The 12,126-nt window shown below is 62.0% G+C and carries 10 protein-coding genes; 3 read left to right on the forward strand and 7 right to left on the reverse strand.

Annotation, left to right across the window (positions count from 1 at the left end; translation table 11 throughout):
* Nucleotide 1 precedes the first annotated feature (1 nt).
* From BCA01S_RS12900 to BCA01S_RS39635, 6 genes are all read right to left on the reverse strand, one after another.
* A complete protein-coding gene (locus BCA01S_RS12900; RefSeq protein ID WP_027777243.1) occupies nt 2-595 on the reverse strand; it encodes a cytochrome b/b6 domain-containing protein in 594 nt (197 codons plus the stop codon).
* A gap of 132 nt (nt 596-727) precedes the next feature.
* Nucleotides 728-1,084, reverse strand: a complete 357-nt coding sequence (locus BCA01S_RS12905; protein ID WP_027777244.1) for a copper-binding protein — start codon at nt 1,082-1,084, stop codon at nt 728-730.
* A gap of 71 nt (nt 1,085-1,155) precedes the next feature.
* Complete coding sequence (locus tag BCA01S_RS12910) at nt 1,156-2,451, reverse strand: copper oxidase (RefSeq protein ID WP_027777245.1); 1,296 nt, start codon at nt 2,449-2,451, stop codon at nt 1,156-1,158.
* On the reverse strand, nt 2,448-3,932 hold the full coding sequence (locus tag BCA01S_RS12915; RefSeq protein ID WP_027777246.1) for a TolC family protein: 1,485 nt from the start codon (nt 3,930-3,932) through the stop codon (nt 2,448-2,450). The genes BCA01S_RS12910 and BCA01S_RS12915 overlap by 4 nt, the downstream gene beginning before the upstream one ends.
* Nucleotides 3,929-4,225 (reverse strand): hypothetical protein, encoded by a 297-nt coding sequence (locus BCA01S_RS12920; RefSeq protein ID WP_027777247.1) that lies wholly within the window; start codon nt 4,223-4,225, stop codon nt 3,929-3,931. The genes BCA01S_RS12915 and BCA01S_RS12920 overlap by 4 nt, the downstream gene beginning before the upstream one ends.
* Before the next feature lie 91 nt (nt 4,226-4,316).
* Nucleotides 4,317-4,787: a hypothetical protein gene (locus BCA01S_RS39635; RefSeq protein ID WP_084166859.1), complete on the reverse strand. Its 471-nt coding sequence runs from the start codon at nt 4,785-4,787 to the stop codon at nt 4,317-4,319.
* Between the two features lie 433 nt (nt 4,788-5,220).
* On the opposite strand from BCA01S_RS39635, the gene BCA01S_RS12935 reads away from it, so the two are divergent.
* Together BCA01S_RS12935 and BCA01S_RS12940 are read left to right on the forward strand one after the other, a co-directional pair.
* Nucleotides 5,221-6,435, forward strand: a complete 1,215-nt coding sequence (locus tag BCA01S_RS12935) for a hypothetical protein (RefSeq protein WP_027777250.1) — start codon at nt 5,221-5,223, stop codon at nt 6,433-6,435.
* A gap of 28 nt (nt 6,436-6,463) precedes the next feature.
* On the forward strand, nt 6,464-9,151 hold the full coding sequence (locus tag BCA01S_RS12940) for an ATP-binding response regulator (RefSeq protein WP_027777251.1): 2,688 nt from the start codon (nt 6,464-6,466) through the stop codon (nt 9,149-9,151).
* Nucleotides 9,152-9,161: 10 nt separating this feature from the next.
* Here BCA01S_RS12940 and BCA01S_RS12945 read toward each other — a convergent pair whose 3' ends face one another.
* The gene (locus BCA01S_RS12945; RefSeq protein WP_027777252.1) at nt 9,162-10,322 is read right to left on the reverse strand and encodes a hybrid sensor histidine kinase/response regulator; all 1,161 of its coding nucleotides are present in this window, start codon (nt 10,320-10,322) and stop codon (nt 9,162-9,164) included.
* A gap of 392 nt (nt 10,323-10,714) precedes the next feature.
* Here BCA01S_RS12945 and BCA01S_RS12950 point away from each other — a divergent pair, with 392 nt between their 5' ends.
* Nucleotides 10,715-11,965, forward strand: coding sequence for an MFS transporter (locus tag BCA01S_RS12950; RefSeq protein WP_027777253.1), 1,251 nt, complete (start codon nt 10,715-10,717; stop codon nt 11,963-11,965).
* Nucleotides 11,966-12,126 lie beyond the last annotated feature (161 nt).

Consider the following 12,126-nt stretch of genomic DNA (forward strand, 5'->3'; position numbering starts at 1 on the left):
GTTAGCGTCCCCGAATCATCACGAGCAGCGAGCGCGGCACCAGCGCGACCATCGCAATGTGCACGACGAAGAATGCGACCAGCACACTCATCGCGACGAAATGCACGACTCGTGCGTTGTCGTATCCGCCCATCAGCGTGCGCAGCAGCGGAAACTGCACGGACTTCCAGATCGCGAGCCCCGACAGAATGACGAGCGCAATATCGACGATCACCACGAGGTAGGCGAACTTCTGCACCGCGTTGTAGCGTGAAAGGTCTTCATGCTCCAGCTTGCCGCGCAGCGCCGCCGTGAGATCTTTTGCGATTGACCCGATGCTCACCGGCAGCAGTTTGCGACGCAGGCGCCCGGATACGATGTTGAGCCCGACATAGACGAGAAAATTGACGACCAGCAGCCACATGACCGCGAAATGCCATTGCAAGGCGCCGCCGAGCCAGCCGCCCAAGGTGATAGTGGAAGGAAACTGTAAGCCCGCAAAGATGGGCGATGCGTCGTAGATCTGCCAGCCGCTCATCACCATCAGCACGACGGCTAACGCGTTGACCCAGTGTGCGATGCGGACCCAGGCGGGTTGAATCGTGGTGTAACTCAAAGCGGCCTCGTGGTTGTTAGCTGGAAGAAACGAGCGGGGTTACCGACGTAAACATCGCCGGCGGGCAGGTATTCCATCGCACGGGAAATTTATTTTCGCGGCGAATGGCTGCCCCGCCCGCCCAAGGCAAGCTCATTGCTTGTGCAGTTCCGTCACGGTGAGCGCGCCGTCGAGTTCCTCCGCCACGAAGTCGATGCTGTCGCCCGCCTTCACCTGCGACAGCATCGCCGGGTCTTTGACCTTGAACACCATGGTCATCGGTCCCATGCCGAGATTCTCGAGCGGCCCATGCCGGATGGTCAGCTTGCCGGCTGCCGCATCCACTTTCCGAACTTCGCCATGCGACATGCTGTTCTTCGCGCCGCTGTGCTCGTGCGCGCCGCCCGTCGTGCTCATGTCGTTCATATCGCTCATATCCGCTGCGGCACAGGCGCTTGCCGAAGCGGCCAGCGCACAGCCCATCGCAAGCGAACCAATAACGTGTTTCATCAGGTTTTCTCCATAGTCGAGGTGATTGGAATGGCGCCGGCTGACGCCGTGCTCTGCACGCGGCAGTACTTCTACGGCAGTTCGCCGGTGTATTCGAAAGCCACTGCTCCTTTCGGGTGCCTGAACCAGCCGGGGTCGCGGTAGTCGTTGCGGCCGAGCCCCTCGCGCACCTTGACGACGCTGAACATGCCGCCCATTTCGAGTGCGCCGAACGGCCCCGTTCCGGTCATCATCGGCAGGGTGTTGTCGGGCAGCGGCATTTCCATCGCGCCCATCGAGCCGCCCGCGCTGCCCATGGCCATGTAGTCCGGCACGAGTTTGTTGATGCGCTTCGCCAAGTCTTTTTGCGCCACGCCGATCAGGTTCGGAACCTGATGCCCCATGGCGTTCATCGTGTGATGCGACTTGTGGCAATGAAAGGCCCAGTCGCCGGGACGGTCCGCCGTAAACTCGATCGCCCGCATCTGGCCGACGGCGACGTCGACGGTCACCTCCGGCCAGCGCGCAGAAGGCGCGATCCATCCGCCGTCGGTGCCCGCCACCTCGAAGCTATAGCCATGCAGATGAATCGGATGATTGGTCATGGTCAGATTGCCAAAGCGAATGCGCACCCGGTCGCCGACGCGCACGGGCAACGGGTCGATGCCCGGAAAGACGCGCGCATTCCACGTCCACATATTGAAGTCGGTCATCTCGTTGACGCGCGGCGTGAAGCTTCCCGGGTCGATGTCGTAGGCGGACATCAGGAACACGAAATCGCGGTCCACCGGCATTGCAGAGCGGTCTTTCGGATGCACGATGAAGGCGCCCATCATGCCCATTGCCATCTGCACCATCTCGTCGGCGTGCGGGTGATACATGAACGTGCCGTGCTTTTCGAGCTGAAACTCATAGACGAAGGTCTTGCCGGGCGGAATGTGCGGCTGCGTTAGACCGCCCACGCCGTCCATTCCGCACGGCACCAGCATGCCGTGCCAATGCACGGTCGTATGTTCAGGCAGCCTGTTGGTCACGAAGATGCGAACCTTGTCGCCTTCGACCGCCTCGATGGTCGGGCCCGGCGCCTGGCCGTTGTAGCCCCACAGGTTCGCCTTCATGCCGGGCGCCATTTCGCGCACCACCGGCTCGGCGATCAGGTGGAACTCCTTCCAGCCGTTCCTCATGCGCCAAGGCAGCGTCCAGCCGTTCAGCGTGACAACGGGTGTATAGGGGCGCCCGTTGGGCGGCACGAGCGGCGGCTGCGTGGCGGTTTTCTGCATCGTAGGCGCTTCGGGCAGCGACGCCGCGCCGGCTTTGCTGACGAGTGCCGCGCCGACCAGCGCGGCTCCCGAACCGCCGAGAAATGTTCGACGTGAGAGCATGTTCATTTACCTTCTGAATTTGTGGACGCGCCGTGTGCGGAAGCCATTGGCGATTGCGTCGCGTGAGACGGAGAAGCGTGCGCGTCGGGCACGATTGGAACTTGCGACACGGCAAGCGGCGCAAGGCGTCCGCCGAGCGACTGCTCCAGGTCTGTTGCCGCGAGCCAGTAGTCTTTCAGCGCGTCGATATAACCGTTGACGGCAGCCGCCTGCTCGCGCGAATCGGCGAGCAGTTCGAACACGCTCACAAGCATGCCGTTGTAGCGCAGCAGCATTTCGTCGGAGATGGTCTTGCGCAACGGCACGACTTCGTCACGGTAGTGCTTCGCCACGTCGTAGCTGGTGATGTATGCGGAGTACGATTCGCGCACTTCCGAGCGCGCGTCGATCGCCGTCTGCGCAAGCCGGTTGGCCGACTGCATGTAGATCGCTTCGGCGCGCGCGAGCTTTGCACCGCCCCAGTCGAAAAGCGGAATCTCGACGCTGATCTCGTACCCGCGCTCATGACCCTTGTCGCTTTCGAAGTTGTCGACATAGGCGAGCTCCAGCGCATTGATGAAGCGCGTCGCCTTACTAAGACCCAGCGACGCGGCAACGCTCTGCGTTCGCCATCTGGCCGCCTGAATATCGAGGCGGTTCTGCATGGCGAAGCTTTCCAGGTCGCTCAGCTGCGGCCTGTCTTTCGGCAGATCCGGCAAACGCTCCGGGAGCTTGTATTGCGTGGCCTGCCCCCATAAGCCCATCGTTCGCGTGAGCTTCTCGCGGACCGCGACGGATTGCTGCCGGGTCTTCGCCAGCTGTGCGACCGACTCCGCGTAAAAGGCCTGCTCGCGTGCGTAATCGAGCTTGCTGAAGTTGCCCGCCTCGCGCATACGCAGCGCGAGCTCCGCGCCCGCTTGCGCCGACTCACTGACCTGAGCGGCATATTCGGCAGCCTGTTGCGCGGCCACCGCGTTCACGTAGGCCTTTCGTGCGTCGGCGGCGATCGCGAGCATTGCGTTCGCCGTCTCGAGCTTTGTCTGCTCGAACCGCCGGCTTTCGATGTGCGTCGCCGCCGGCAGCGTGAGAATGCCCAGTATGCCCATCGAAAAAGTTCGACCGATGCCGAAGCCGTCGCTCCAGTGCGTACGGCTGAATGTGAAACCCGGATTTGGAAGGCGCCCGGCCTGCACCAGATCGGCTTCGGATATCCCCAGTTCACCGTATGAAGCCTGCAGTCCACGGTTGTTCAGCAATGCGATCTGAACGGCGTCGTCCATGGACAGCGGGTTCGACAGCAGTTCCTGCGTGCGCTTGTTTACAGCGTCGCGTTGCGCGTCGGTCTTTACATAGACGGCGTCCTTGCCAAGACGCTCCGACGCGACCGACGACACGCCGTCAAAACCGCCGTCCTTCGAAAAAGTGCTGCAGCCGCCCACGAGCACGGTCGCTATCGTGATCTCGATCGCGACGCAGATTGCGCGCGGGAGCATGAGGTGTCGCGTCATTCCGGTTCGCCCCCATGCCGGTGTCCGCCTGCCGCGGCAGACGCCGCGCCGGCTCGCTGACTGCGGTTCGCGCTGTTCGCGCCGTTCGCCGGTTGAGCCGGTGCAACTGCGCGGTTCAGCTGTTGCCAGCTCGGGCCTTCACTGTCCCGATACGGTTTGTAGTCGTCAAACGCGGAAGACGCGCCGACTGCCGGGATAGATGCGCTGGCATCGGCCGGATCGGGCCATACCGCATGCGCGAGCAACGGCAATGCCGCGCTCGCGCCGATAAGCGCCGCACAAATGGTTCGCATGAATGTTCTCGTCGTGAATCATCCAGGAGGCCGTGTGACGGTCTCTGGATAAGTTGTCCTGCCGCAGCGAATCGCTGCGAGTGCGCGGGATCTAGACGAGAATGGACCGGGGCGGTCGTTCGATACCGCCGGTCAGGAACGACGCGGCGGGGGTGGGATGAGGCGCGGGTTGGAACGAATCGACGACTTGCGAAGAAGCCGGTAACGCGGGAACGGAAAGCATCGCGGCACCGAAGCAGCATGACGCGCATGTCGAACACGAATGCGCGTGCTGACCGACCAGATGATGATCGCCTGGCTGATGACCGTCCGCATACGACTGATCGGCGACCGGCATGGCGTGCCCGTCATGATGCTGTTGTTGATGGCGCTGCGGATCATGCTGCTGATCGACATTCAATGCGGCGTGCATCGCATGATGGTGCACCGGCGTACTTTCGCGAGCCTCAGCCGCCGCGCATTTCATTGCGACGGCCGCGAACGACTGAATCGGAAGGCTCACTGCCAGCAGAACGACAATGAAGAGTTTGCGCCAGTAGGACATAGGCGCGAAGTCTAGCATGCTGTGTCATGCCTGTAAGCCCGTGCAGCAGCGCAGTTGGGTCGCACGCCAACTACTGCTTGTTCAGCGTCGCAGGTTTTTAACCGGCACTTCGGCCAGCGTCAATTGCACGGACGTCGCGCTTCGCCACGCATTCCCACCATGCACCAGCGGCCGCTCTGGAATGTCCGCACGCTTGCGCCGCTGTCCGGCAGTCGATACATCAAACCAAGCATCGCCTATGCCCGGCAGGGTGCGCTCCAGCCAGCCCGGCGCGACCGGTGCGGCACGGCCGGCGCCACTCAACCCCCTTCCCGACCGACGATGCGCACGAACACACGGACAAAAACTATTGGTTTTCTCTAGAGTTGATGGATCGCCGGCCAATGCGGGCTGACGAAGCCGCGCTGACTCGCAGCGCGGGTCAACCAAAGGAAAATCAAAGGAAAACCAAATGGGAACGTCTCTTTACAACGAAATATCGACCATTGACGACCGGCGCAGCATCACCAGCCTGCCCTCGTCCGGTGCGCCATTGGCGCTCAAACACACGATCCACCCGGAGCAGATTCGCGACAATCTGCCCACGGGCCAGGGCGGTGTCGGGTTTCTCTTTCACGCTACAGACTGGGATACGCTTTCCTTCTCCTTTCACAACGTAAAAACAAGAAACGAGTCGTTCGAAGAAGAGCTTTGGCGCACCAAGCCGTTCATTGCATCGCCAATCTATTCGGGCTCGCAGATGATCGGCGCGAACATCGCGTGTCCGGTGCCGCTCGAACTCTGGCTCGGCAGCCCTCGCGGCATCAAGCGGTTTCGCGAGACACAGTTTTTCCCGGCGCTCGAACTGGCGCGGCAAGCCGGTTTGAACATGGTCGCGATGGGCGCCTCGACACCTTACGCGTGCAACTATGGCGCGCTGCCAAGGCAAACAAAGCCGCCGCATATCACGACCGGCCACGCGGCCACCGCGGCAATGCTCAAAGACTGGGCAATGCACTGCTGCAACGAGCTCGATCTCGAATTCGGCAACACGAAGCTCGCGCTCTTCGGCGCGGCCGGACGGCTCGGCACGACGGTCGCCAAGTACCTGTTGTACAAGGAAGCGCCGAAGGAGCTCGTGCTGATCGACTTGCCGGACAAGGTCAACCTGCTCGCGGACCAGGCACGCGAGCTGATGGCGGCGGACCTGCTCGGACGCACCAAGGTGTCGGTCCACACCTTCAGTCCCGACACCGCCTTACCGCAGTTCGACGGCGCCATCCTCGCAAGCAGCACCAGCGTGCCGTATCTCACTGCATCGGACCTCAAGCGGGCCCGCTTCTGGATCGACGACTCGCACCCACGCGCGGCGAGCGTGGAAGCGGAACTCGCGTCTCGTGGACATACGCTATATATTGAATGTTTCGCGCGCGGGCCGGCAGGCCTCGATTCCAGATTCCCGTTCAGGCTGCCGAGCACGCGCGACTGCTATACCTGTTTCGCCGAGGGCTATGCCGCCTGGCAGGAAGGCATCGCTTCCGACTTCATCATCGGCAGCCCGCCCGTGTGGTCGGTCTCCTACACTCACGGCCTGTTGAAAAAGTACGGATTTACGGTCGGACCTTTTCACGGAAAGGACGGCTCGGCGATCAACCTCGATCTCGGTGTGACAGCAACTATGAATTGACGGGCTCGTAAATGTCACTGGAGGCCAGATGCTAATACCGCGCGAAAGCATGCAGGACGTGCTGGAAAGAAGCCGGTTTGCAATTCGATGGGGAGGCGCACTCGGCCTCGTGTGCCACCCCGTCTATTACCTGGTCTGGACTTACATCCTGCCGCAGCCGTACGACAATCTGCCACTGCGTCTGAGCGCGGCGCTCATCTGTGTGCCATTGATCTTTCAGGCGCACTGGCCGAAGCGGTTCAATCAGTACCTGCTGATCTACTGGCACCTGTGTCTGATCTACGTGCTGCCGTTCGTCTGCACGTTCCTCGCGATCAGGAATTCATTCTCAACCATGTGGATGATGACCGAGGTCATGATGATCTTCATCATGGCGCTGTGCATCGACAATCCATTTCTGCTCATGGGCTGTATCGGCATCGGCATGCTGTCCGGCGGTCTGGCCGCGGTCGCCAGTTCGCCCGCTCCAATCGTGCTGAGCACGGCGAATCAGTCGGACCTCGCGGTGCTTCCGGTGGTCGTCCTGTGCAGCATGGCTTTCAGTCATGCGATCAGCAAAGGGCGCATCTTCGTCGAGAAGAACCGGGCATTGCAGGCACTGGCCGGGTCCATTGCGCATGAAATGCGCAACCCGCTCAGCCAGTTGAAACACGTTCTGGATCGCGTAGAAGAGACGCTGCCCGCCCTCACCGAACATGGCCGCGCGCCCGTGCCGTCGGGTGCGGGCGCAGCACTGCTTTACCGGCATCTCGCGCACGGACAGTTGTCGATCGAGCGCGGCTTGCGCGTGATCGCAATGACGCTGGACGAAGTCAGTGCCAAACAGATCCGCTCCGACTCGCTGACTTACCTGAGCGCGGGCGCGACCACGCGCAAGGCGCTCGACGAATACGGCTTCGCCGACAGGAAAGAACGCGGCAAGGTCCGCCTTGCGGTGCTCGAAGATTTCACCTTCAAGGTCGATGAAACCGTCTACCTGTTCACCCTTTTCAATCTGATCAAGAACGCGCTGCATCACATCGCACTGCTTCCATCTGCCACGCTTACGCTGACGGTGGACCGGCATTGCGTCAGCGTTCGCGATACCGGCAGCGGCATCGCCCCTGAGATCCTGCCGCATCTGTTCGAGCCGTTTCGTACCGCCGGCAACTCGGCGGGTACGGGCCTCGGGCTCGCTTACTGTCAGCGCGCCATGCGCGCGTTCGGCGGCAGCATCGCGTGCAAGTCGGAGCTCGGCAAGTTCACCCAGTTCACGCTGCAATTTCCGCCCGTCACCGAGAGCGAAGTAGCGGCACACGAGCGTGCAATCGTCGAGCGCGCCACGGGCGTGCTGAACGGCAAACGCATCCTTCTCGCCGACGACGACGCCGCTCTGCGCGCCCGCACACGGCGCACGTTGGCGAAAGTGGGCGCCGAGGTGAGCGAAGCCGAAAACGGCGCGGCCGCTTTGGCGATGCTGCGCCAAGCATCGGCATACGACCTTGTGCTGATGGACGTCAACATGCCGGTGCTCGACGGCTATTCGGCCACCGAGCAGCTGCGCGCCGACCGCGATCAGCCGAACTGGAATGTGCTCGTCGCCGCCTACACGTCCGAGCCCGGCAACATCGCGCGCGTGCTGGCACGCCGGGCCGGCATGGACGACATGATCAGCAAGTCCTGCAGCGCGATGGACCTGTTCACGTCGCTGCAGGCGCTTTTCGAGAACGGCAACCGGCGCCATCTCAACCATCGGTTCGACGACTTTTCCGGCAAGTCGATTCTCGTTGCCGACGACGACAACTACAGCCGGCTCGTTGCCAAAGCCTATCTGGAGCGCTTCGGCGCGAGCGTCGTGGAAGCCGAACATGGTCAGGCCGTGCTGGACCGGCTGGACGAAGACATCGTCATCGACGCAATCGTGGTGGACATGAACATGCCGGGAATGGGCGGCCTCGAAACGGCTGCGGCGATTCGCGCCCGCACCGACGGCTACGCGAGCGTGCCGATCATCGCGTTGACCAGCCAGTCGGATATCGGCTCGGTACAGGCGTGCATCAGCGTGGGCATGAACGAAGTCATGACCAAGCCCGTGCAGGTCGGTGCACTCTATGCGTGCCTGACGAGACAGTTCGCGCAGCAGCGCAGCGGTAGTGGCACCGGCAGCGGCGGCAGTGCGCCGGCCGAGGCGCGGCGCTCGCCTGTGTCGGCCAAGGTGCCACCGCCGTCCAGCTCATCTGGCCCGGCGGCATTGCCTGCGCAAGCCGCGTCGGCAGGCTCGGGCGGTCTCGCCATGGTGCGCGAGAACGATCTGCTCGACGCCACTCATCTTGAAGAATTGGCGGCACTCGGCCTGATCGACGAATCGTTTGCGAATGGGATTGAGCAGATCCGCGCGCTGACTTTGCAGCTTCGCGCGAACGCCGCGGACCGCGACCTCGACGCCGCGCATGGCGCGTTGCACGTGCTGCTCGGCGCGAGCGGCAACGTCGGAGCAAAGGCGTTGCACCAGTTCACGCGGCACGTCTATCCACGCATGCTGGAAGGCGAATGGCCCGCGGAATCGGACTGGCTGGAGCGGATCGAAGCGTTGAGCGAGCGTTCGGCCGACGCGCTGTATCGCTATCTGGCGTCTGCAAACGCCACGCGAGACCAGCCTGAAGGACCGGGGGACGCCGCACGCACGAGCACGAGCACGACCGCGACCACGAACGGACTCGCAGTGCGCGAGAACTAGCGCTTCCTGCTCAGGCGGCGTGACTGTCCGACGCCGCTTCGCTCACGCCGTCATGCACCCGGCCTCTGATGCCGGGAAAACGCATGGTCACAGTAGTGCCCTCACCGACGGTGGATTCGATTCGCAGCCCGCCGCCGAACGACTGCATGATGCGTTTGCAAAAGATCATGCCCATACCGTGGCCGCCACGCCCCGCGTGCGTCGTGACAGGATCGAGCAGCAAGCGCGCCTTGATCTCCGGTGCGATACCCGGGCCATTGTCGTGCAGGCGGATTTCCGGCTCGGGCCCGTTCATCACTTCGATCCGCAACGAAGGCGCCGGGCAACCGTCGAGCGCGCGCAACGCATTCGACAGCAGTGAAGAGAGTACGAGCGCCACGCAATTCGGCATAGCGTGAACAACGAAATCGCCTCGCATTTCCAGGCCTATCCATTCGCGCTGCGAACCGGCGAACGGATAGGAGTCGAGTAGCGTGGCGACGAGGCGCGTCGCCCTGACCTCGCGCGCGGCGCTGCCCGTCGCCGGTTGCGGACCGCCGCTTTTGTGCACCGTCGCCCAGAACGACGAGATCAGCGTCAGGCAATACTGCGCGTTATTCAGCATCGAGGTAGCCGCAGTGCCGATTTCCTGTTGACGCTGCGGGTCGTATTCCTGAGCAACATCGTTTTCGACCGAGCGCGCAAAAAGCGATATCGCGGCAAGCGGCGTGTTGAGTTCGTGAGCGAGGAACGCAAGCGTCTCGTCCATTGCAAGCAGCCTTTGCTGGCGCGTTTCGCGCTCGACGTAGCGCGCCACCGCCTGCTTCAGCACCTCGCGCACCGACTCCATGCGAAGCGGTTTTTCGATGATGCGAAACAGGTCGCCGGTATTGAACGTTTGCAGCAGCATGTCCTTGTCGGCGTAGGCGGTGACGAGGATGCGCACGGTCTGCGGATACGCCTGTGCAACCTCGCGCAGCAGATGGCCGCCATCGCGCCCCGGCATGCGAAAGTCGGTGACGAGCACGGCGACTTCTGAACCGAATTCCTGCAACAGCGCCATGGCTGCGTCAGCGCCCTGAGCGAGGTGCACGCGGTAATCGTCACGCACGGCGCGCGCAAAGTGGGTGCGCGACATCTCGTCGTCGTCGACGAACAGGATGGAAAACGGCGCTTGTATCGTGTCACTCATCGTGTTTCGGGCGGTTCCATTGGCGGACGTCGACAGTCGGGGTTCGCTCGCATTCTACCGTCGCACAAGGCCGGACCGAAACCCGAAAGCCGTCGGCCGGCGTAAAACGACTAAGTCAATTCGACCGGATCTAAGGCGGTCGGCAATAAATCCCATTACAGATTACCGACGCCTCCGCAAACATTCACAATACAATAATTACACTCGACCGACGATCAGCTTCGACCCTGCATTCAGCACGATAATTGCTCCCAGGATTAACACCGACAAGGCTGCGCTCTTTCCTGCAGCCGCTTAACGGTGAGCGTACACTCGCGCTCGAAGCCCATGCCATAGGGCGCACCGGGCCCCTCTACATCGACCGCGGGTTATTGGAGACCAGGAGAACATCAATGAACTGGACACGGGAACAGAGAAACGTCACGATTGCCGCCTATCTCGGCTGGACACTCGACGCATTCGATTTCTTTCTAATGGTGTTTGTATTGAAAGATATCGCGGCGGAATTCAATACGAAAATCCCCGAAGTCGCATTCGGCATAATGCTGACGCTGATGATGCGCCCGGTCGGCGCGCTGATTTTCGGCTGGCTCGCGGACCGCTACGGCCGCCGGCCCACGTTGATGGTCAACATCGCGTGCTTCTCTCTGCTCGAACTGCTGTCGGGCTTTTCACCGAACCTGGCCACCCTGCTTGTCTTGCGCGCGCTATTCGGCATCGCGATGGGCGGCGAATGGGGCGTGGGCGGCGCATTGACCATGGAAACCGTGCCGCCGAAATCGCGCGGCATCGTCTCCGGCCTGCTGCAAGCCGGCTATCCGAGCGGCTATCTGCTCGCCTCGGTCGTGTTCGGCGTGTTCTATCAGTACATCGGCTGGCGCGGTATGTTCTTTGTCGGCGTGCTGCCCGCGCTGCTCGTGCTGTACATCCGCGCGCACGTACCGGAATCGCCGGCCTTCAAGACGCTCGAGAAGCAGGCGCGTCCAGGCCTTGTCGCAACGCTGAAGCAGAACGTGAAGCTGTCGCTATACGCAATCGTCCTGATGACCGCGTTCAACTTCTTCTCGCACGGATCACAGGATTTGTATCCGACGTTCCTGCGCGTCCAGCATCAGTTCGACGCACATACGGTGTCGTGGATCACGATCACGCTGAATGTCGGCGCGATCTGCGGCGGGCTCTTTTTCGGCATGTTGTCGGAGAAGATCGGGCGCAAGCGCGCGATCTTCATCGCCGCGCTGATCGCATTTCCGGTGCTGCCGCTGTGGGCTTTTTCGAGCACGCCGGTGCTGCTTGCGCTCGGCGCGTTCCTGATGCAAATCTCTGTGCAAGGCGCATGGGGCGTCATTCCGGTTCATCTGAACGAGATCTCGCCCGATGAAATCCGCGCGACCTTCCCCGGTCTCGTGTATCAGCTGGGCAATCTGATCGCTTCGGTCAACGGTCCGCTACAGGCGAGCGCCGCCGAAGCGCACGGCAACAACTATGCGCTCGTCATGGCGGTCGTGATCGGCATTGTCGCCGCCGTTATTTGCGCGCTGATTCCGTTTAGCCGGGAGCGCCGCGGCATCGACATGACCCAGTCGGCGAGACATGTCGGCGCCCATCCTCCGCAAGGAAGTGCGGTTGGAGGAGAGGTTTAAGCATTAGAAGACGACCACAGTTCCTCTTTCACGCGAAGTCGTTCCGATTCTTCGGAACGGCTTTTTTATTCCCGTGATGCAAACGCATATAGCGAACGCATGACAGGCACCACGCGCGAGGTCTTCTAGAGGAGTTAATCGACATCCGACCCTTGCCCAAC

Source organism: Paraburkholderia caledonica NBRC 102488, from assembly GCF_000685095.1.
Lineage (GTDB): Bacteria > Pseudomonadota > Gammaproteobacteria > Burkholderiales > Burkholderiaceae > Paraburkholderia > Paraburkholderia caledonica.